Source organism: Pseudarthrobacter woesei, from assembly GCF_055412745.1.
In genome coordinates this window covers 266,030-286,418 of sequence record NZ_JBVAYU010000001.1, presented here as the reverse complement: position 1 = coordinate 286,418, position 20,389 = coordinate 266,030, and the positions used below count along the sequence as shown (strand labels likewise).

Here is a 20,389-nt window from a genome sequence, read left to right as displayed (position 1 = left end):
TTCCTATTTGGCGCGCCGGGGCGGTCCTGCCACGAGCCGGTCCGGCAGCACCCGGGCGGCCGCAGTCAGGACTTTGTACCGTTTGGTCGGGACCGACACCGCTTTGCCGCGGGCGTTGTCGGCCAGGCCCTCCCGGACCACCCGCTCGGCCCGCAGCCACATCCAGCGCGGGGCCACCGACTTGTCCATGCCCATCCGGTCGTGGAATTCGGTGTGGGTGAAGCCGGGGCAGACCGCTGTCACGGTGACGCCCTGCTTCGAGTAGGCGAGGTTCGCCCACCGGCAGAAGCTGACCAGCCAGGCTTTGGCGGCCGAGTAGCTTCCCCGGGGCAGGTACGCCGCGACGCTTGCGACGTTGATGATCCTGCCGGAGTGGCGGCCGAGCATGCCCTGCAGGGCGGCGTGGGTGAGCTGCATCGCGGTCTCGACATGTAACTTGAGGTGCCTCGTCTCGTCCGCGATGTCGTTGTCCGCGAAAGAGTGCAGCAGCCCGATCCCGGCGTTGTTGACCAGGATCTCCACGGGACGCGCGGGGTCCGTGAGCCGTGCGACGACGGCGGCCACGCCGCCGTCGTCCGCGAGGTCCGCGGCGAGCACCTCGGCCCGGACGCCGTAGCGCTGCTCCAGCTCTTCCGCCCGCGCCTGGAGCCGGGCCGCGTCGCGGGCCACGAGGACCACGTTGTGCCCCTGCTCCGCGAGTTGGCGGGCGAATTCCGCCCCGATGCCCGCCGTTGCCCCGGTGACCAGGGCGGTGGTGTCGGCCGGGGCCGTGTTGTGTGCAGTCATAGCGCCAGCCTAGCCGCGGCGGCCCGGCACCCCAGGCCGGACGGGTACGGCAGCCGCCAGCGGCCAGTTCGCCGGCGGCAGGGGCGCTGTACGGGCCGGGATCAAGCCCCTGCCGGCGGCCGTTCCGGCCAGTCGATGTACTGGGTGTAGGAGTCGTGTTTGCGCAGGTACCGGTACATAAAGGGGCAGTTCGGGATGATCCTCTTACCGGACGCCACCACATCATCCAGGGCGAAGTGGGCCAGCACCTTGCCGAGGCCCTGTCCCTGGAACTGCTCCGCCGTGTCCGTGTGGATGAAGTCCACATGGCCCGGTTCGTCGATGAAGCGGATCGCGACTGCCAGCGTGTCGCCGACGTGGAGCTCATAGCGGTGCAGCTCATCATTTCGGGTGGTGGTTACGTCCGGGCTGAACGTGTCTTCAGTGACTGCCGAGTTCTCCGTCATGGTTCGACACTGGCACTTAATGGCGGGTGTGGCAATGGTGGTCCGGATCCGCCGGGCACCGGATCGGCGGCAATCCGGGCAGGACTACGGCCCAGCAGCAGGACGGCGAGCGTGAAGCACGCCGCTCCCCCGCCGAGCAGGCCCAGCGTGAGCCCGTTCAGGGCCGCGTCGGTCACCGGGACAAAGACGACGACGGCGGCCAGCACCACGGCGGCTGCCGGACGGGACCGCGTGTGGCCGGGCGACGTCGGCCGCTCCTCCAGCCTGCCGAACAGCGCCAGTACGGGCAGCAGCAGCACGATAACCGCCAGCAGCACGAGCGGCCGGCTCCACCACCACGCGGCGGTTCCCCCTTCAGGCTGGGGAAAGTCGGTCAGCAGCAGCAGTCCGGACATTCCGGCGAGCAGGGGCAGGTGCCACAGGTACACGGTCATGGACCGCCGCCCGGCCACCCCCAGGAACTTCCGCACCCTCTCCGCGGATGCCACCCGTCCCAGCACGGGACGGAACAGCTGCAGGGCCGCTGCCTGGGAGATCCCCAGCAGCAACAGACTCAAATTGGGCGGATTGAGGTTCGCCAGCATGTTCCCGGAGTACAGTCCCAGCCACACGAGCAGCCCCAGAAGCAGGTTACTGCCCGCGATGATGCCCGCCAGCGCCACGCTCCCGAGGCGCCGGAGTCCGCCGTCCGCGAGGATGAATCCGAGCTGCTGCACGGCGCACCACAGGAAGATCAGGTTGAGGTAGGCCAGCGCCGGCAGCATCCCGCGAAGGCAGTCCACGGTGATCACCAGGGAGGCGAGCGCGGCGAAGGTCGCCCAGGGCGCGCGGGTGTGCAGCGCCGCGAACAACGGAATATTGAGCTGCGCGGCGAGGTACGCGGCGAGGAACCACAATGGCATGCCCGCCCCGGCCGTCAGCAGCTGGACCACCTGGGGGTCCACCCCGGCCAGCCGCGCCGCCCAGAGCCCGGCGAACATGATGGCGAGGAGCACTGCGGCCGGGCGGATGAGACGCAGCATTCTGGCCTGCATAAAGTCGAAGGCGTTGCCCCCGCGGGCGCGGAGCCGCCGCCACGACTGCAGCCCGGTGATACCGCCCACCACGAAGAAGAGCGGCATCACCTGCAGGACCCAGACCACCGGCCCGAACCAGCCTTGGTTGCCGAGGGTGTTTTCGGAGGTCACGGTGCCGTCCGGGTGCAGCACGGGGCTCACCATCAGGGTGTGCCCCACCACCACGAGTGCAAGGCAGAAGAACCTGGCGAGATCGATCACCAGGTCGCGGTCCGGCCCTGCTGCCTGCCCGGCCCTTGCCCGCTGCCGTGGAACCATCTGCGCCCCTTAGGAAACCCGGCTGTGTCGCCTCCATTGTCGGCCGCGGGCGGCCCAACAGCCAGCGGTGCGGCAAAACGGCCCGGCCCGGCGCCGGCGGTCAGGCCGTCACAAGCCCCAGCGCCCCGAGGACGACGGCGAGCAGCGGCGTCGCTCCCTGTATGGCGGCCGCGCGGAGATACTTGCGGCCGCTGAGGGCGAGTACAACCGCGGCGAGGAGCATGGAGCCGCAACTGCTGAAGACCAGGGTCCAGCCGGCGGCCGGGTGGCCGAGGGCGATGGCCCCGGTGCCTGCGAGGGCGCCGGCGGCGAGGAACAGGTTGTAGAAGCCCTGGTTGTAGGCCAGCGGCCGGGTGGTGTCCGCGTCGGCCTGCGAGGTGATGCCGAACCGCTTCCAGGTGGCGGGCTGCGTCCAGGTGATGGATTCCATCGTGAAGATGTAGGCGTGCAGCAGGGCTGCCAGCAGCGCAAAAACGAGGGAGGCCAGGATCATGGTCTGATCCTAGCCTCCCCGCTGCTGGACCCGGCGGGTGTGGTGAGCGTGGGAGCGGGCGCACGGGTGCCGCCGTCGCCGTCGTCGGGCTGAAGGTGTCGCGGGCTAAACGGTGCGCTTCGCGGGAGCGAGAACCCTGATGACGGCGGAGTCGTCCGCGGCGGCCAGTCCCTGGGCCTGGCCCAGCAGGAAGAGCTGCTCGGCGGCGGCGGCAACGGGGGCCGCGAGGCCGGCGGTACGGGTGGCCTTGCCGACGATTCCCATGTCCTTGACGAAGATGTCGAGGCGGCTGAGGACTTCCGCGCCGTCTTCGGTATAGGCCTCGAGGATGCGCGGGCCGCGGTTGGACAGCATAAAGGACCCGGCTGCCCCGGCCTCAAGCGCGGCGAGCGTCTTGGCCTGGTCCAGGCCCAGGGCATCCGCGAGCGCCATCGCCTCGGCCGCGGCGGCAATGTGGACGCCGCAGAGAAGCTGGTTGACGGTCTTGAGCGCCTGGCCGTCGCCGGGCCTGCCGCCGACCACGGTGAGGGTTGAGGCGAGCAGTTCCAGCACCGGATGGGCTGCTTCCAGCGCCTGCGGTTCGGCGCCGACGACGATCAGCAGGTCCCCGTCCCCGGCGCGCTTCGGCCCGCCCGACAGCGGGGCGTCCACGAGGGCGACGCCGAATCCGGCAAGGCGGGCGGCGGTTTCCGGGATGGCGTCGGTGCCGACTGTGCTGGTGAGGATCACGACGGCGCCCGGCTTCAGCACGGAGGCCACGCCGTTGGCACCGAAGAGGACGTCATTGAGCTGCTCGCCGTTGCGCACGGCCAGGAGCAGGGCGTCCGTATCCCTGGCGGCCTCCCGGGCAGAAGCGAAGGTGCGGACTCCGGCGGCTTCGGCCAGGCGCAGGCGCGGCTCCGCGATGTCGAAGCCGTGGACGGTCAGCCCGGTGGCAAGGCGGCCGGCCATCGGCAGGCCCATGGCGCCAAGGCCGAGGACGGCGACTGTGTAGGTCATGGTTTTCTCCATTGAAACGAGGGGGCTGGGTAGGTCGGAAAGTGATTCAGCGGCGGTGATTGAACGGCGGAATCAGGGTCCCGGCACGCTCGGCCACCGGTTGCTGAGCTTGCGCGTGACCTGGGCCAGGGACTGATCGTCGCCCACATTCCCGGCGAAGACGATGTACGGAATGCCTTTCGCGGGCCCGTCCACCGGCTCCCACAGGCTCACGATGCCCGGGAGCATCGGGCCGCGGACAATGGCGTGGCGGATTTCCAGCCCGTAGGCGGCGACGTCCGAGGACGTGATGCCGCCCTTGGCGATCACAAACCGCGGCGGGAAGGTCTTCAGGGTCCGGTTCACCACCGCAACGACGGCGGCGGACACCGTGCGGGCAATCTCGAGGCTCGCGTCGGCGCCGTCGGCCTTGATCAGCAGCCTGCTCGTATGGAGGATGACGTCGGCGCTGCGCAGCGACGCCGCCACGGTCCGGACGATCCCGGCCAGGTAGGCTTCCGCGCTGCCGCCCAGCAGCTTTTCGACGTCGATCTCCACGATGCGCGCGGCGCCGTGCTGCTCGACGAGGGCCTTGAGCTGGCGGGTGGTGACGCCGACGTGCGAGCCGACCACGATCAGGCCGCCGGCGTCGGAGGGCGTGGTGCCGGCGTAGGCCTCCCCGCTGCTGAGCTCGGCACGGATTTCCTGGCCGATCCGGCCCCGGACGAACGGCGGGCCCACCCGGTAGAGCAGCTTCTTGCCTCGGCGTTCGGCCTCCTCGAGACCCAGCGCGAGCGCGCGAAGATCGTTTTCGGTCACTATGTCGGCCACGATCGGGGTGGAGTCGACTGCTGACTCAATCGCGTCGGCGATGGCCCTGGCCGAAAACCTGGGATCGCCGTCCGGGCCCGCGGCGCGGATGATGTTCAGGTCCAGCACGATCACGGAACCGGCCGTGTAGCGCCCCCGCGACTTCTCCTCCACGTACTCGGCCAGGTCGGAGCTGGCGAAACCAAAGCTGGCGTCCCGGGCGAATTCGGTCTCGGCCACCGGGGTGAGCTTGCCGGCGGCTTCGCCGGTGCCGCGCATGTAGTGGACCCCGCCGATGGTGACGCGTCCGGCGTCGGGGAACGCGGGGACAATTACCACGCCGTCCGTCACCTCGCCGGTGACGGCGGCGACTGTCGCCGCAATGACGTCCGTCTCCAGCGGGTAGTGGCCGCGGAGGGTGGAATCGCTCCGGCTGACAAACCCCAGGCGCAGCCTGGAACCGGCACCGCCGGGGCCGGCACCGGCCGGTTCCCTGGCCGCCGCGGCGAGGGCGTTCCGGACGACTTCCTCGTTGCGGGCGGCGGCCTCAACCGGGTCCAGGCTCCGGGTATTCGTCAGCACGTAGACGGCGGCCGGGCGCTTGCCGTTGATCCTGTGGGTGAACGCCCAGTTGAAGTCCGTCTCGTCCCATCGGGTGAGCACGGGCAGGTCTGCAACGGACTGCGTACCCGTTGGGTCGTCGTCGAGCACCACCAGGACCCGGGGGGAAGCGTCGGTGGAGGCGCCGACGGCACTGGCCACGAGCTTGGCGGGGATCAGGGTCTCCGCCGGGAAGGCGGCCAGAATATCTGCTTCAAACGGCACTTTGCACTCCATTGTGGTGAAACTCCGCGGTGCGTGAACAATGAACCGCCACGAGAGGCGATAATTTGTAAGATGTCTGACATCTTACATGTGGATGTTAGTGTGGCATGCGGCGAAAGGAACGCGCAAGTGGGGCGCAAGTAGACTGGTCGGACAGGCAGCACTGTGGCGTTGAACGGGGAAAATTGGCTAGGAAATCGTTGGTCGGCGTCGTGGCAGACGATCTGCTGGACCGGATCATTGCCGGTGAGTTCCCACCCGGCGCGTCCGTCCCCGGAGAGCTTGAGCTGAGCGCCCGGCACGAGGTCAGCCGGATGACGGTCCGTGAAGCCATGAAGACCCTCGAAGCCCAGCGCATCCTGAGCGTGGAGCGTGGCCGCGGCACCTTCGTGAACCCGCTGAGCCGCTGGAACTCCCTGGACGCCGTGCTCCGCGCGGCATCAGAGGGGAAGGGCGACGCCGCTGCCGCGGTCCAGCTGATCGAGCTGCGCCGGATGCTGGAATCGGGGGCCTGCGAACTGGCAGCCGCCCGGATCAGCGACGCCGGCCTCACCGCCCTTCACGGGCAGCTGGAGATCATGCGCGTGGCGCACAAAGCCCACGACGTGGCCGGTTTCGTCGAGGCGGACCTCGCCTTCCATGACCTCATCCTGCAGGCCTCGGGGAACGTTTTTGTTGCCGTGCTGTTCGCGCCGCTGCACCGGGTACTGGAGCAGCGCCGGACCCAGACCTCCGAGGTGCGCGAAATCCAGGAGCACGCACTCGGCCACCACCAGGCCATCGTGGAGGCACTCTCAACGCGCGATCCGCACCGGGCCCGGGACGCGATGGACGCGCACATGCAGCAGACACTGGATGACCTCAAGGCCTACGTCCTGGCCGGCCGCCCGGCCTCTTAGCGAGCGGCTCTTAGGCGGGCGGCTCAGCTTAGGCGAGCGAGAGGAAGAGCTTCTCCAGTTCCGCACGGTCCAGGCTGGGGTCCTCCTGCTTCATGCACTGCTGCAGGCCCGTGGCGATGATCGAGAATCCAGCCTTGTCCAGGGCGCTCGAAACAGCAGCCAGCTGGGTGACCACACTCTTACAGTCTCGGCCTTCTTCGATCATCCTGGTGACCGCGGCAAGCTGCCCCTGGGCACGGCGAAGACGGTTAATGACGGACTTCATGTCTGCGGGATCGAGTTCCATTGGTACCTCCGGGGATCAACAAGATTCCCTTCCATGGTATACCCCCCTGAGTATGCGGCATACCCCATGGGGTACTGGCATCCCCGAACCCGGAAGCTTGGGGAAACCTTGGGCTTTGGCCCTCTAGGGACCTAAGCACCTAGTGCCGCCCGGATTTTCGGCGTATTGCTGGGGATGTGAACGCCGCCAGTTTCCTCGATCCTGGCGCCGGCCGGACCGGCGCAACGGGCCCCGCTCGGGGGCCGGCCTCCGGACGGTCCGCGGGACGGTCCCCGGGAGCCTGGACAACGGGTCCTTGGAGCCGGTACGTGGCCATGGGGGACTCGTTCACCGCAGGCATCGGAGACCCGGAACCACGGAGCCCCGGCGGAATCAGGGGCTGGGCGGACCGGTTCGCCGAGGAGCTTAGTGAGGGACGGCAGGACTTTGCCTACGCCAATCTTGCGATCAGCGGACTTGTGCTGCGCGAGATCCTGGACCGGCAGCTCGGGCCGGCCATCGGGCTCAAGCCCGATCTGGTGACGCTCTCGGCGGGCGGGAATGATCTTGTCTTCCACCGGAGTGATCCGGATAGGCTGGCCGCCACTCTCGACGCCGCCGTCGCTGTGCTCAGCGCCACGGGCGCCACGGTTGTGCTGTTCACCGGCCCGGACTGGGGCGATACTCCTGTGTTTGGCCACATCCGCGGCAAGGTGGCGGTCTTCAACGAGAACATCCGCACCATCGCCGCCCGGCATCATGGCGTCATTGCCGATTTGTGGACCCTGCGGCAACTGACGGACCCGCAGATGTGGGATCCGGACCGCCTGCATTTCTCACCAATGGGTCACCACACCATCGCGGCGATGGTCCTGGAAACCCTGAACGTTCCGCACGGCCTGCGTCCGCTGGACCCCAAGCCCCTGCCGGCCGGCAGTTGGCGCGAAAGCAAGGCAGGCGACCTTGCCTGGTTCACTACCTACCTGCTGCCGTGGATGGTGAACAAGATCAGGCCACGCGACGACGGCGCACCGCTGACGGCCAAACGTCCCGATCCAGGACCAGTCTTCGGGTCCTGACTGACCCTCCGCCGGCCCTAGTCCAGCCACGATCTGTCGGCTAATCTGCAGTGACGGCCCACAGCCGGGCATCAGTGGCGATCACGAGGAGCGAAGTTGTCTAATCACACTTACAGCATTTCTGAAATTGTCGGAACTTCGAAGGACGGCATCGACGCTGCCGTCCGCAACGGTATTGCCGAGGCGGCCAAGACCCTGCGGAACCTCGACTGGTTCGAGGTCAAGGAAGTCCGCGGCCACCTCGAAAACGGCGAGGTGGCCGACTGGCAGGTGACGATCAAGCTGGGGTTCCGTCTGGAGCGCTGACCTCGGGCGCCGCGGCGCCGGCCACGGTACCGGTGCTTGTGCGGGGCACGGTCTCGGCGCCGGTGCCGCTGCCGGGCACGGCATCGGTGTTTTTGCCCGCCACAGTCTCGGTACCGGTACCGGTCCCGGCACCGAAGCTGGCCAGCAGCATCAGCGAATCGGCCGCCGGCGTCCCGGGCCTCGCAGAGAAGACCCGGAGCACCTGGTCGGAGTCATCCGGCAGCACGAGGTTTTCGAAGTTCAGTTCCAGGTCCCCGACAATCGTGTGGTGGAGCCGCAAGACCCCCGAAGAGCGCGCCGCCACCCGGTGCCCTGCCCACCACTGCCGGAAGTCTTCGCTTTGCACGGCGAGTTCGCCGACCAACTGGTTGGCCTGGGGGTCACTCGGGTGCCGGCCGACATCCACCCGCAGGGCGGCGACGGCCTCCGCGGCCACCGTCTTCCAGTCCCGGAAGAGCTCCCGCGCCGGCGGGTCCAGCATGAGCCAGCGGGTCAGGTTCCGCTGGCCTGCCGGCATCGAGGGGAAGTCGGCGAACAGCAGAAAGGCCATACGGTTGCCCGCGAGGACGTCCGTTCGGCGGCCCAGGACCAGCGCAGGCACATCCCCCACTGCTTCCAGCAACTGACGCAGCGCCGGCCGCACGCCCTGCGCCGGAACCACGGCCCGCGGGGACGCCGCACAGTTCTCCAACAGATCAATCATGTGGGCGTGCTCGCTCGAGTCAAGCCGCAAGGCACGCGCCACCGAATCCAGCACCGAGCGGGACGGATGGATGTTCCGGCCCTGTTCGAGGCGCGTGTAGTAATCCGTGCTCACGTCCGCCAGCCTGGCGATCTCCTCGCGGCGAAGACCCGGAACGCGCCGCGCACCGCCGCTGCCGGGCAGCCCGGCATCCTCCGGCTTCAAACGGGCCCGCATGGCCTTGAGGAATTTTCCAAACTCGGCGCTCTGACCCATGCCTCCCATTGTGCACGGGCCGCCGCAGGCATTCCACACAGGGGCTGGCAGGAGGGTAGGACTGCCAGTCCTAGGAAAATCAGGCACAGGCCGGACTGCTGACACTTCCCGCGGCACTGCATAGGCTCAGCTCAGGAAACCACTGAACCATTCCCAAACCGCAAAGCCCAGACCAACTGGCCAGCGAAAGAGAGCATGAGATGTCTGAGAGCCCCGCAGGCGGCGCCGTAATAGCCGCCGCACAGCACGCCGCCATCCCCGAGCTGACCCTCAACAACGGCACCCGGATCCCCCAACTGGGTTTCGGCGTTTTCCAGGTGCCGCCGGAGGAAACCCAGCGGATCGTCGAGGACGCCCTCGCGGCCGGCTACCGCCACATCGACACCGCCGCCGCCTACCGCAACGAGGCCGGCGTGGGAGCTGCCATCGCCGCGTCCGGGATCCCCCGGAAGGAACTTTTCATCACCACCAAGCTGCGCAACGGCGATCAGGGCAACGTCCACGAGGCCTTCCAGAACAGCCGGAAGGCGCTTGGCCTCGAGGTGATCGACCTCTACCTCATCCACTGGCCGGTGCCTTCGCAGGGACTTTTCACCGACGCGTGGCAGACAATGGAGAAGCTCTACGCGAACAACCAAATCCGCGCCATCGGTGTTTCCAACTTCCTCGGCGGCCATCTGGACACGCTGCTGGCTGCCGCAGACGTGGTGCCGGCGGTCAACCAGATTGAAATCCACCCGACGTTCCAGCAGCGGGAGCTCGCGGCCAGGAGCCGCTCGCTGGGGGTCGCCGTCGAGGCCTACAGCCCGCTGGGCCAGGGTGGCGACCTGGATGCCGATGCCGTGACCTCACTGGCATTAACGTACGGCGCGACGCCGGCGCAGATCGTCCTGGCGTGGCACCTGGCCCAGGGCACCATCGTGATCCCCAAGACCGTCAGCCCGGCCCGCATGCGGGAGAACCTTGCGGCCACCGCGGTTCCGCTCACCCCGGAGGACGTCGACTCCGTCACGGCACTGGAGACGGGCACCCGCCTCGGCGCCGACCCCGCCGTCGCCGCCTTCAGCCAGCTGTAAACGCCGCCGGACAGCCCCGCCCCCGGACCGCCCCACCGAGAAGTAAAGGACCACCGGCATGAAGTACACCCAGCTGGGCCGCTCCGGCCTGAAAGTCTCCCGCCTCTGCTTGGGAACAATGAACTTCGGCCCCCAGACCGACGAGGCGGCCGCCCACTCGATCATGGATGCTGCCCTGGAGTCCGGCATCAACTTCTTCGACACCGCCAACGTCTACGGCGGAAGTGGCCACCGCGGCTGGACCGAGGAAATCCTGGGCCGCTGGTTTGCCAAGGGCGGCGAGCGGCGGGAGCGCACGGTGATCGCCACCAAGCTGTACGGCACCATGACGGAACGGCCCAACGAGTCCAGGCTCTCCGCGCTGAACATCCGGCGGGCCCTCGACGCGAGCCTGAAGCGGCTGCAGACGGACTACATCGATCTCTACCAGTTCCACCACGTGGACCGGAACACCCCGTGGGAGGAGATCTGGCAGGCAATCGACGTCGCCGTCCAGCAGGGCAAGATCCTGTATTCGGGCAGCAGCAACTTCGCCGGCTGGCACATCGCCCGGGCACAGGAGACCGCCGCGGGCCGCCACACGAACGGGCTCGTCAGCGAGCAGTCCATCTACAACCTGTTGACCCGCAGTGTGGAGCTGGAAGTCATCCCGGCGACGCAGCAATACGGACTGGGGCTCCTCCCCTGGTCGCCCCTGCACGGCGGCCTGCTCGGCGGGGTGCTGAAGAAAGAGCGCGAAGGCGTCCGCCGCGCGGAGGGCCGCGCCCTCGAAACCCTCAAGACCCACGGTGATCAGATTCGGCAGTACGAGGACTTCGCCGAAGAACTGGGGCACGAACCCGGGGACGTGGCGCTGGCGTGGCTCTTGCACCAGCCCGCCGTGACCGCGCCGATCGTGGGTCCGCGCACCCAGCAACAACTCGACGCCGCCATCCGGGCCCTCGACGTGACCCTGGACGCCGAGGCGCTCACACGCCTCGACGAAATCTTCCCGGGGCACCGGACCGCACCGGAAGACTACGCCTGGTGAAGCTCCCGATGTCGGGACCCTCGTGAATTTCCGGGTCGAAATGTCCCATCGTCGTAAGGAACCCGGGGATTTTCTCCTGTCCTGAGTGGCACTTTAATACTAAGCATGATTAGTATTAGGGCAGAAGGATGAAGCGCACCCGGCAACCCGGGTGTCTCCTCAATGAAGAAGAAGGAACGACAAAATGGGTTTTATCGCATTTCTGATTCTGGGCCTTATCGCCGGAGCAATCGCTAAGGCAATCCTCCCCGGCAAGCAGGGCGGTGGCATCTTCATCACGCTGCTGCTCGGCGTCGTCGGCGCCTTCTTGGGTGGCTGGATTGGCGGTTTGCTCTTCAACACGGGTATCAACGAGTTCTTCTCGCTGTCGACCTGGCTGCTCGCCATCGGCGGTGCGATCATCGTCCTGCTGGTCTACGGCATGATCACCAAGCGCTCAGTCCGCTAAAGCTGGGTGTGACCGAAAACCGGCCCCGGGATTCTTTCCCGAGGCCGGTTTTTTGGCACACGACCCCATCCACGTTTTCACCCGGCACCCTCAAAGACACGCACCACCAATGAGCAGGAGTACAGCATGAAAGCCAAACTTCTTTTCGGAACCGGAATGGCCGCAGGCTATGTCCTTGGATCACGGTCCGGACGTGCCGCCTACGAGAAACTCAAGTCCCGTGCTGCGGCCCTGTGGAAAAGCAAACCGGTCCAGGACAAGGTGACAGCGGCGGCGGAGGCGGTCAAGGAAAAGGCCCCCGAAGTCTCGGAACAGCTCGCCGAGGCCGCCCGCCGCGCCGGCACCGTCATCGGAGCCCGGACTCGCGGGGACGCCCCCAACGGGACAGCGGGCCACGCAGCGGCAGACGACGCCGCTGCCGACGCCGCCGGCCGCTCCGGTACCGCCACGGGCGGCATCCCCGCCCACAGCACCCACCCCGGGACGGTCAATCTCGGCACCTCCGCCGCCCCGGCCGGAGCCGGAACCAGCGTCGCCCCGGACAAGGTGTCCTAGCTACACCAGGGCACCAACGACCGCTGTTCCGACTACTACTGTGGCGTCCAGCTCTTCGGAGCGGGCCACCCGGGCCGTAAGACCGTTTCGGGTGAACAGCTCGACGGTCTGCGGCGCCTGCCGCCGGCTCGTCTCAATCAGCAGGTGGCCGCCCGGCGCCAGCCATTGCGGCGCCGCGGCGGCCACCCGCCGCTGCACGTCCAGCCCGTCCGCGCCGCCGTCGAGGGAAATCCGAGGCTCGTGCAGGCGGGCTTCCGTCGGCATGGTCCCGATCCCCGCCGACGGCACGTACGGCGCATTCACGGCCAACACATCGATCCGTCCGCGCAGCCGCACCGGCAGCGCATCATACAGATCCCCCTCATGAACCTCACCGCCCAGCGGAAGGATATTCCGGCGGGCGCAGCTGACCGCGGCCGGGTCGACGTCGGAGGCATGCAGCTCCACGGGACCCACGAGCGCCGCGAGCGCCGCGCCCACCGCACCGGAACCGCAGCATAGATCGACGATGATGGGCGCAGGACCGCCGTCGGACGCCAGCTCGGACGTCTGCAGGAGCAGCACGGCCTGGCGGACCAGGAACTCCGAGCGGCGGCGCGGCACGAAGACGCCGGCGTCGACCGCGATCCGCAGCCCGCAGAATTCCGCCCAGCCCAGGATGTGTTCGAGCGGAAGCCCGGAAACCCTCCGGGCCACGAGGGCGTCGAGTTGCTCCGGCGTGTCCGCGGCAGCGGCCAACAGCTGGGCCTCTTCTTCGGCAAAGACGCAGCCCGCCGCCCGGAGCCTGGCGATGACAGGAGCCGGGGGCGCTGGGAAAGTCCGCACGGGAACGAGCCCCCTTCCGCCCTTGGTCCTGGAGATCCCCATGCTACCGAAGTGGCAGGATGGCGCCGTGGCGACCGAATTTGCGACCTCCGCTCCTGCGCAGGACCTGATTTAGCGTTCACGGACAGCACTGATATACCCACCCGTGACACCCACGCCGCGGGACATGCTCATTCTTCATCTCAAGGACCGGGCATAGCGGGACTATGTCCAGCCCTTGCAGCGGGAGCCGGACATGCCCCGCCGTGGTGCGGGCGGAGGGACATGAACTGCCGCAGGACATGCTCATTCTTCATCTCAAGGACCGGGCATAGCGGGACTATGTCCAGCCCTTGCAGCGGGAGCCGGACATGTCCCGCCGTGGTGCGGGCGGAGGGACATGTCCCGGGCTGCTGCTCGACGGCGTCGACGCCGAAGAGGGCGTTCGGATTGCCGACCGGATCAACGCCGCCACCGCCGCCCCGGCCGACACCGCCGATCAGAAAGCCAGCGGCCGTTGCCGCGGCCGCGCCGACGAAGGACAATCAGACGTACTGCTCGACGCCGGTCAGATCGAGCCAGGAGACGCCGACGGGGACCGCGAAGACGGCCCAGCCCAACAGATGGAGACACGATGACCATGGCCACGAGTACGGACACGCAGTCGCCGGAGCTGCACATAGCCGACAGCCACGATCTGATCCGTGTGCAGGGCGCGCGCGAGAACAACCTCAAGGACATCAGCATCGAGATCCCGAAGCGCCGCCTGACGGTGTTCACCGGCGTCTCCGGCTCGGGCAAGAGCTCGCTCGTCTTCGCCACCATCGCCGCTGAGTCGCAGCGGATGATCAATGAAACCTACAGCGCCTTTGTGCAGGGTTTTATGCCCAACCTGGCGCGGCCCGACGTCGACGTTCTGGACGGACTGACGACGGCGATCATCGTCGACCAGGAGCGGATGGGCGCGAACCCCCGCTCCACGGTGGGCACTGCCACCGACGCCAATGCCATGCTCCGGATCCTCTTCAGCCGGCTGGGGTCGCCGCACGTGGGACCGCCCACGGCGTTCTCCTTCAACGTCCCGACGCGGAAGGCGAGCGGGGTTATGAGCACCGAGAAGGGCGGCAGGGTCGAGAAGAGCGTCGTCCAAAACGCCGTCTACCTGGGCGGTATGTGTCCGCGTTGCGAGGGCATGGGCTCGGTCTCCGACTTCGACCTCACTGCGCTCTACGACGACTCCAAGTCGCTCGGCGCGGGTGCCCTGACGATCCCCGGCTACAGCATGGACGGCTGGTACGGCCGCATCTTCAGCGGCGCCGGCTTCGACATGGACAAGCCGATCGTGAAGTTCACCAAAAAGGAAATGCACGACCTGCTCTACAAGGAACCGACCAAGATCAAGGTCGAGGGCATCAATCTCACCTACGAGGGCCTGATCCCGAAGATCCAGAAATCGATACTCTCCAAGGATGTCGACGCGATGCAGCCCCACATCCGGGCCTTCGTGGAGCGCGCCATCACGTTCCAGGCCTGCCCCGACTGCGACGGCACACGGCTCAGCCCGGAGGCCAGGTCCTCGAAGATCCAGGGCCGGAACATCGCCGACCTCTGCGAGCTGCAGATCAGCGACCTGGCCGCGTGGGTCCGCGAGCTCAACGAGCCGTCGGTCGCGCCGCTCCTCAAAGGCCTGCAGCATCTGCTCGACTCGTTCGCCGAGATCGGGCTGGGTTACCTCTCGCTGGACCGGCCGGCGGGCACGCTCTCCGGGGGCGAGGCCCAGCGTACCAAGATGATCCGGCACCTGGGCTCGTCCCTGACGGACATCACCTACGTCTTTGACGAGCCGACGATCGGCCTGCATCCGCATGACATCGAGCGGATGAACCAGCTGCTGCTGCAGCTGCGCGACAAGGGCAACACGGTGCTCGTCGTCGAGCACAAGCCGGAGACCATCGCCATCGCCGATCACGTCGTTGACCTTGGCCCCGGCGCAGGCACCGAGGGCGGCAGCGTCTGCTTCGAGGGAAGCGTGGAGGGGCTGCGGCAAAGTGACACCATCACCGGCCGCCACCTCGACGACCGGGCCACGGTTAAGGAATCGGTGCGTACGCCGGCCGGTACGCTCGAGGTGCGCGGTGCCTCGACGCACAACCTCAAGGACGTCGACGTCGACGTTCCGCTTGGCGTGCTGTGCGTGGTCACGGGTGTCGCTGGTTCAGGCAAGAGCTCGCTGATCGACGGCTCGGTGGCCGGCCGCGACGGTGTTGTGGTGGTCGACCAGGGTGCCATCAAGGGGTCGCGGCGCAGCAACCCGGCGACGTACACGGGCCTGCTGGAGCCGATCCGCAAGGCGTTCGCGAAGGCCAACGGCGTGAAGCCGGCCCTGTTCAGCTCCAACTCCGAAGGCGCCTGCCCCACCTGCAACGGCGCGGGCGTCATCTTCACCGAACTGGGCGTGATGGCAACTGTCGAGTCCACCTGCGAGGACTGCGAGGGCAGGAGGTTCCAGGCGTCAGTCCTGGAATACAAGCTGGGCGGCCGCAACATCGCCGAAGTGCTGGCACTGTCAATGACCGAGGCCGAGGCGTTCTTTGGCGAAGGGGAGGCCCGTACGCCGGCGGCCCACAAGATCCTCGACCGGCTCGTGGACGTCGGGCTCGGCTACCTCACCCTCGGCCAGCCGCTCACCACACTGTCCGGCGGCGAGCGGCAGCGCGTCAAGCTGGCCACCCAGATGGCCGAGAAGGGTGACGTCTATGTCCTCGACGAGCCCACAACCGGCCTTCATCTCGCCGACGTCAAGAACCTGCTGGGCCTCCTCGACCGCCTTGTGGAGTCCGGCAAATCGGTGATCGTCATCGAGCACCACCAGGCCGTCATGGCGCACGCCGACTGGATCATCGACCTCGGCCCCGGGGCAGGCCACGACGGCGGCAGCCTCGTCTTCGAGGGCACACCCGCGGACCTCGTCGCCGCCCGTTCCACCCTCACCGGCGAGCACCTCGCGGCCTACGTCGGCGCGTCGGGTACTGTCCTGAATTGATTCCCTGCCCTCCCAGTTGCAGATGCCACCATGACCAGGTCATGGTGGCAGGAGGAATCGTCATGGATATCGTGCACGAACGGGCAGCCGGTTTGGACATTTCCAAACGCGACGCGAAGGTATGTCGCCGGGTCCCCGGGCAGCGGGCCGGGGCCTTCACGTCAGCTGAAGCCGACGTACCGGACCGCCCTCGCCTCGATGGCAGGCTTCAGGACTGCAACAGTTTCCACCTCGCCCTTGGGCGGTAGCGGAAGTTGATCGTTGTGCGGCTTTTTTGGATCCCAGGACGACATGGAAAGAAAAAGCCAGCTCTTTTACATGTTTTGAGGATGTGCAAAGAAATATGCATGGCTTATCCACAGGGCGTGCCGTGGTCTAGATCACACTTCAATCGAATTAGTTGGGTTTCCCTTGGTTAGGGGCCTTAAAAGGAAAGCAGGCCGGAGGCAATATGCCTCCGGCCTGCACAGTGGGTGGGCCCTGTGGGGATCGAACCCACGACCCACGGATTAAAAGTCCGATGCTCTACCAACTGAGCTAAAGGCCCCAGCTGAACGCCCCAAAACGGCGGATAACTCCGCTGCTCAAGTGCCGATCAGCCCAGTCCATTTCTGGACGTTAATTACTGTACCCCAGACCGGGCCCGGCGTGGCGCACGACGGCGGGGACGCCGCCGTCGTGCGCCGCCGCTGACCGGCGCTGCCCTCCGGGCCGCATGCTCGATTCCCCGGCAGCACTGGAGTAGCGTGGGGGCATGAGCGAGCAAGCAGGATCCAGCACTCCCGGACCGCACCGGCATCACAAGCCGAAGGCCTTCGCGCCGATCGACTTTGAGCCCTTCGCGGGCGGAGCGGACCCTGCCCGCATCTCCGAGGCCGCCCACCTTGCCGCCCAGGCCCTCGTGCGCCGCGGCCGTGACAGCGACGATCCCACGGTCACCAAACGGCTCGTGAAACTGGCCGACGAGCAGGGTCTGGAGGCCATCGCCGAGATGTGGGCGGAAAGCCCGGCGCGGTCCCTGCCGGGCGCTTTGTGGCGCCTCTACGCCCTGCGGGCCGCCACTATCCAGGATCCCGAACGCATTTCGGTCTACTTCAAGGCGGGCAAGGACACGGCTCAGGTTTCCCACGTGGTTGCCGGTGCGGCCGAGCCGCCGGGCGCGGACGAGATGAAGTCGATGGCGGATGCCATCCTCTCCGGAGCGTTCGACGGCGAGTTCGACGTCGCGCTGGAACGTTCCGCCGCGTTCTGCCGCGTGGTGGCGCTTGGCCAGGCGACTCTCGCCGACGGTGCCGAGCACAGCAACGAAACCCATGCGAGCAAGCTCACCCGCAATTCGCATCTCCTGGTGAAGACGGCCGAGGACCTCGAACACGCAGCCAACGCGTGGCGCCTGGGCGAACTGGACTGAGTCCCCGGTACGCATGCCCGCCCCGGACTGTCAATCTTGACTTGTCCCAACTGTCGTAGAAAACTAAAAGCGGTGCCGAACCGCGAAACCCCCGGGCTTCAACATCTAGCCGCCTAGAGCGGCCTACCGCCGAGAGGCGTCTCCGGTTCGGCACCATTTTTGTGCCCTCTTTGAGCCGGTTTCAGCTCTACGCCGTCACATTGCCGGGCGCCGCCGGACCGCTTTCCCGGCACTCTCAGGCCTGACGGTAAAGTAATCCTTATGCGCGGGTCATCGTCAAGTCATACGGCCGGCCGAGCCCACCCGAGTACGCCTCTCCCGAAGACCGGTAACCCCACGTGAAGCTGCGCCTTTTCCCCCAGGAGTCCGCCGGGCTGAACCTTCTTTCCCAGCTGGCGCGCCAGATCGTTCTCGCCACGGCCACCCTTTCGGAAATCCTGGGTGCCCCTGTGAGCGAGCATGCACGGCTCGTGGAGGACATGCACAACCACGAGGCCAAATCCGCGGAACTGCACTTCGCCCTGCTGACCCATATGCGGAGCACCTTCGTAAGTCCGCTCCCCCGTGAGGACATGTACGCCCTGTCGCGGTACCTCAACGAGGCGATGGAGAAACTCGATGCCGCCGCCGAGCTGGTCTCGCTCTACAGGCTGGACCGGCTGCCCAAGCGCGCCGCGGACCAACTCGAGATCATCAGCCGGCAGGCTGAGCTCACCGTCGACGCCATGCGGAAGCTCAACAACCTGGACGATCTCGAGGACTACTGGATCGAGGTTCTCCGCCTGGCCAAGCGCGCGGAGCGGACCCACCGGGTCTGGGTGGCGGACATGCTCACCGAGATGAAGTCGGCCCAATACGCGCGCAACCGCGACATCGCAAACCAGCTGGTGGAAGTCACCAAGGACATGCGCCGGATCGCAACCCAGGTGGGCAGCATCATCGTCAAGGAATCCTGACGTGACTACCTTTTTCTTTGCCCTGGTGATGGTCTGCGCCGGGTCCTTCGCCTTCCTGAACGGCTTCAGGGACGCCTCAACCTCGGTGGCGCTGGCGGTGCGGAACCGCGCACTGACCCCCACCGTCGCGGTGCTGCTGGCCGGAGTATTCAACTTCATCGGGGCCGGGCTGAGCGCCGCCCTGGCCTTGCAGGTCAGCCGGACCTGGGTCCGCCTGCCGCCGGGACAGAACGGGCTGACCATCCTGGTGGCGGGGCTCGTAAGTGCCGTGCTGTGGGGCATCTACACCTGGTGGCGGGGTATCCCCTCGTCCTCTACCCATGCCCTGGTCGGCGGCCTGGCCGGAGCCGGCGTGGCGAGCGTCGCAGTTGGCGGAAACGCCGTGGGCGGGGTGGACACCTCGCTGTTGTTCCAGGTGGTACTCCCAATGCTGATCTCACCGGTCATTGCCTTCGCCGGCGCCTATTTGCTGGTCTGGCCGGTCACGTGGGCCGCGAGGTACACGCCGCCGAGCGTCGTCAACAGCCGCTCGAGGCGGGCCCAGTCCGTAGCCGCCGGGGCCGTCGCCTTCGCCCACGGCCTGCAGGACGGGCAGCGCACCGCCGCCGTACTGATACTTGCGATGCTGGCTGCCGGGCTGTCCGACGGCGGTTCCTTGCCCCTGTGGGTGGTTCTGCTCACCGCAGGCATGCTGACGGCCGGAACGCTGGCGGGGGGCTGGCGGATTTCCTACACGATCGGTTACAGGCTGATTCGCGTAGACCCCTTGCGCGGCTCCGTCGCCCAGTTGTACAGCTCTATGATCCTGCTGGTGGGCGCAGTCGGCCTGCACTGGCCAATTTCGACCACCCACACGGTCACCGCGGCCGTCCTGGGTGCCGGATCAAACCAGGGATTCCCGACCACCAACCGGCGGTTCGTGATTCGGATCCTGTGCTTCTGGGTGCTCACCCCGATCGTCACCGCGGCCGTGGCATTCGTGCTGGAGCTCTCGCTGTCCCCGCTGGCCAGGCTTTAGACGATCGCTTGCTCCAGAAGTGCCCGTGAGGGCTCATAACGGCGGATACGGAGCAACCTATGGGAGAACCGGCTTATCCGAAGCGGCCGGAAACGTAGTCCTCGGTAGCCTTCACGGAGGGGTTGCTGAAGATGGTGTGGGTGTCACCGTATTCGATCAGCTTGCCCGGCTTGCCTGTTCCGGCGATGTTGAAGAACGCGGTCTTCTCCGAAACGCGAGCGGCCTGCTGCATATTGTGGGTCACGATCACCACGGTGTACTGGTCCTTGAGCTCGTTGATGAGGTCCTCAATGGCCAGGGTGGAAATCGGGTCCAGTGCCGAGCAGGGCTCGTCCATCAGGATCACCTGGGGTTCCACGGCGATGGCACGGGCAATGCAGAGGCGCTGCTGCTGGCCGCCGGACAGGCCCGAGCCCGGCTTCGCGAGGCGGTCCTTGACCTCGTTCCACAGGTTGGCTGCCAGCAGCGAGCGCTCCACGAGGGCATCTGCCTCACCCTTGGACATCTTCTGGCTGTTGAGCTTCACACCGGCCAGCACGTTGTCCCGGATGGACATGGTGGGGAAGGGGTTGGGCCGCTGGAACACCATGCCGATCTGCGAGCGGACGGTCACCGGATCCACGCCTGGCCCGTAGAGGTTGTCGCCGTCGAGGAGCACCTCGCCTTCGACCCGGGCGCCGGGAATGACCTCGTGCATGCGGTTCAGGGTCCGCAGGAACGTGGACTTGCCGCAGCCGGAAGGGCCGATGAAGGCGGTGACGGACTTGGCGTCAATGTTAATGGTGACGTCTTCGACGGCCAGGAATTTGCTGTAGTAGACGTTCAGGTCCTTGACGTCGATGCGCTTAGACATGCTGTTCCTTCACTTG

The 20,389-nt window shown here is 67.0% G+C and carries 22 protein-coding genes and 1 tRNA gene; 12 read left to right on the top strand and 11 right to left on the bottom strand.

What is annotated here, in order from left to right; all coding sequences use genetic code 11:
* Positions 1–3: 3 nt before the first annotated feature.
* From ACZYZE_RS01385 to ACZYZE_RS01360, 6 genes are all read right to left on the bottom strand, one after another.
* Positions 4–786 carry an SDR family NAD(P)-dependent oxidoreductase gene (locus ACZYZE_RS01385; protein WP_459317904.1) on the bottom strand — a complete coding sequence of 261 codons (783 nt, stop codon included), beginning with the start codon at positions 784–786 and terminating at the stop codon, positions 4–6.
* 101 nt (positions 787–887) lie between these two features.
* Positions 888–1,232, bottom strand: a complete 345-nt coding sequence (locus ACZYZE_RS01380; RefSeq protein WP_459317905.1) for a GNAT family N-acetyltransferase — start codon at positions 1,230–1,232, stop codon at positions 888–890.
* The gene (locus tag ACZYZE_RS01375) at positions 1,229–2,566 is read right to left on the bottom strand and encodes an acyltransferase family protein (protein ID WP_459317906.1); all 1,338 of its coding nucleotides are present in this window, start codon (positions 2,564–2,566) and stop codon (positions 1,229–1,231) included. The genes ACZYZE_RS01380 and ACZYZE_RS01375 overlap by 4 nt, the downstream gene beginning before the upstream one ends.
* A gap of 100 nt (positions 2,567–2,666) precedes the next feature.
* Positions 2,667–3,059: a DUF1304 domain-containing protein gene (locus ACZYZE_RS01370; protein ID WP_463905819.1), complete on the bottom strand. Its 393-nt coding sequence runs from the start codon at positions 3,057–3,059 to the stop codon at positions 2,667–2,669.
* Positions 3,060–3,164: 105 nt separating this feature from the next.
* Positions 3,165–4,070, bottom strand: coding sequence for an NAD(P)-dependent oxidoreductase (locus tag ACZYZE_RS01365; protein ID WP_463905816.1), 906 nt, complete (start codon positions 4,068–4,070; stop codon positions 3,165–3,167).
* 60 nt (positions 4,071–4,130) lie between these two features.
* Positions 4,131–5,672, bottom strand: coding sequence for a four-carbon acid sugar kinase family protein (locus tag ACZYZE_RS01360; protein ID WP_459317909.1), 1,542 nt, complete (start codon positions 5,670–5,672; stop codon positions 4,131–4,133).
* 185 nt (positions 5,673–5,857) lie between these two features.
* Here ACZYZE_RS01360 and ACZYZE_RS01355 point away from each other — a divergent pair, with 185 nt between their 5' ends.
* Positions 5,858–6,571, top strand: a complete 714-nt coding sequence (locus ACZYZE_RS01355; RefSeq protein WP_463905813.1) for a FadR/GntR family transcriptional regulator — start codon at positions 5,858–5,860, stop codon at positions 6,569–6,571.
* A gap of 28 nt (positions 6,572–6,599) precedes the next feature.
* Here the strand turns inward: ACZYZE_RS01355 and ACZYZE_RS01350 are convergent, their stop codons facing one another.
* Positions 6,600–6,857 (bottom strand): metal-sensitive transcriptional regulator, encoded by a 258-nt coding sequence (locus ACZYZE_RS01350; RefSeq protein WP_459317911.1) that lies wholly within the window; start codon positions 6,855–6,857, stop codon positions 6,600–6,602.
* A gap of 308 nt (positions 6,858–7,165) precedes the next feature.
* On the opposite strand from ACZYZE_RS01350, the gene ACZYZE_RS01345 reads away from it, so the two are divergent.
* Positions 7,166–7,915 (top strand): SGNH/GDSL hydrolase family protein, encoded by a 750-nt coding sequence (locus tag ACZYZE_RS01345; protein WP_459317912.1) that lies wholly within the window; start codon positions 7,166–7,168, stop codon positions 7,913–7,915.
* A 96-nt stretch (positions 7,916–8,011) separates the two neighbouring features.
* On the top strand, positions 8,012–8,221 hold the full coding sequence (locus ACZYZE_RS01340; protein WP_326968276.1) for a dodecin: 210 nt from the start codon (positions 8,012–8,014) through the stop codon (positions 8,219–8,221).
* Here ACZYZE_RS01340 and ACZYZE_RS01335 read toward each other — a convergent pair.
* Positions 8,193–9,179: a helix-turn-helix transcriptional regulator gene (locus ACZYZE_RS01335; protein ID WP_463905809.1), complete on the bottom strand. Its 987-nt coding sequence runs from the start codon at positions 9,177–9,179 to the stop codon at positions 8,193–8,195. The two genes, ACZYZE_RS01340 and ACZYZE_RS01335, sit on opposite strands and share 29 nt — an antisense overlap.
* Positions 9,180–9,379: 200 nt before the next feature.
* Between ACZYZE_RS01335 and ACZYZE_RS01330 the strand changes: the two genes are divergently transcribed.
* The 4 genes from ACZYZE_RS01330 (at position 9,380) to ACZYZE_RS01315 (ending at position 12,288) form a co-directional block, all read left to right on the top strand.
* Positions 9,380–10,255 (top strand): aldo/keto reductase, encoded by an 876-nt coding sequence (locus ACZYZE_RS01330; protein WP_463905807.1) that lies wholly within the window; start codon positions 9,380–9,382, stop codon positions 10,253–10,255.
* Between the two features lie 58 nt (positions 10,256–10,313).
* On the top strand, positions 10,314–11,285 hold the full coding sequence (locus ACZYZE_RS01325) for an aldo/keto reductase (RefSeq protein ID WP_463905806.1): 972 nt from the start codon (positions 10,314–10,316) through the stop codon (positions 11,283–11,285).
* Between the two features lie 184 nt (positions 11,286–11,469).
* Entirely contained in the window at positions 11,470–11,733 is a 264-nt protein-coding gene (locus tag ACZYZE_RS01320) for a GlsB/YeaQ/YmgE family stress response membrane protein (protein ID WP_463905804.1), read from the top strand.
* A gap of 126 nt (positions 11,734–11,859) precedes the next feature.
* The gene (locus ACZYZE_RS01315; RefSeq protein WP_463905802.1) at positions 11,860–12,288 is read left to right on the top strand and encodes a YtxH domain-containing protein; all 429 of its coding nucleotides are present in this window, start codon (positions 11,860–11,862) and stop codon (positions 12,286–12,288) included.
* Here the strand turns inward: ACZYZE_RS01315 and ACZYZE_RS01310 are convergent, their stop codons facing one another.
* Positions 12,289–13,113: a putative protein N(5)-glutamine methyltransferase gene (locus ACZYZE_RS01310; RefSeq protein WP_463905799.1), complete on the bottom strand. Its 825-nt coding sequence runs from the start codon at positions 13,111–13,113 to the stop codon at positions 12,289–12,291.
* A 350-nt stretch (positions 13,114–13,463) separates the two neighbouring features.
* On the opposite strand from ACZYZE_RS01310, the gene ACZYZE_RS01305 reads away from it, so the two are divergent.
* Both ACZYZE_RS01305 and ACZYZE_RS01300 read left to right on the top strand, forming a co-directional pair.
* Positions 13,464–13,730, top strand: a complete 267-nt coding sequence (locus ACZYZE_RS01305) for a hypothetical protein (protein ID WP_459317919.1) — start codon at positions 13,464–13,466, stop codon at positions 13,728–13,730.
* Complete coding sequence (locus ACZYZE_RS01300) at positions 13,727–16,135, top strand: ATP-binding cassette domain-containing protein (protein WP_463905796.1); 2,409 nt, start codon at positions 13,727–13,729, stop codon at positions 16,133–16,135. Before ACZYZE_RS01305 ends, ACZYZE_RS01300 begins: the two co-directional genes overlap by 4 nt.
* Before the next feature lie 474 nt (positions 16,136–16,609).
* Here ACZYZE_RS01300 and ACZYZE_RS01295 read toward each other — a convergent pair.
* Positions 16,610–16,682: transfer RNA gene (locus ACZYZE_RS01295), tRNA-Lys, on the bottom strand.
* A 207-nt stretch (positions 16,683–16,889) separates the two neighbouring features.
* On the opposite strand from ACZYZE_RS01295, the gene ACZYZE_RS01290 reads away from it, so the two are divergent.
* The 3 genes from ACZYZE_RS01290 to ACZYZE_RS01280 all read left to right on the top strand — a co-directional run bounded on the left by ACZYZE_RS01290 (position 16,890) and on the right by ACZYZE_RS01280 (position 19,520).
* Complete coding sequence (locus ACZYZE_RS01290; protein WP_459320046.1) at positions 16,890–17,546, top strand: hypothetical protein; 657 nt, start codon at positions 16,890–16,892, stop codon at positions 17,544–17,546.
* 338 nt (positions 17,547–17,884) lie between these two features.
* Positions 17,885–18,502 carry a DUF47 domain-containing protein gene (locus ACZYZE_RS01285; protein WP_463905793.1) on the top strand — a complete coding sequence of 206 codons (618 nt, stop codon included), beginning with the start codon at positions 17,885–17,887 and terminating at the stop codon, positions 18,500–18,502.
* A gap of 1 nt (position 18,503) precedes the next feature.
* A complete protein-coding gene (locus ACZYZE_RS01280) occupies positions 18,504–19,520 on the top strand; it encodes an inorganic phosphate transporter (RefSeq protein ID WP_459320044.1) in 1,017 nt (338 codons plus the stop codon).
* Positions 19,521–19,593: 73 nt separating this feature from the next.
* Here ACZYZE_RS01280 and pstB read toward each other — a convergent pair whose 3' ends face one another.
* Complete coding sequence (gene pstB, locus ACZYZE_RS01275; protein ID WP_459320043.1) at positions 19,594–20,373, bottom strand: phosphate ABC transporter ATP-binding protein PstB; 780 nt, start codon at positions 20,371–20,373, stop codon at positions 19,594–19,596.
* Positions 20,374–20,389 lie beyond the last annotated feature (16 nt).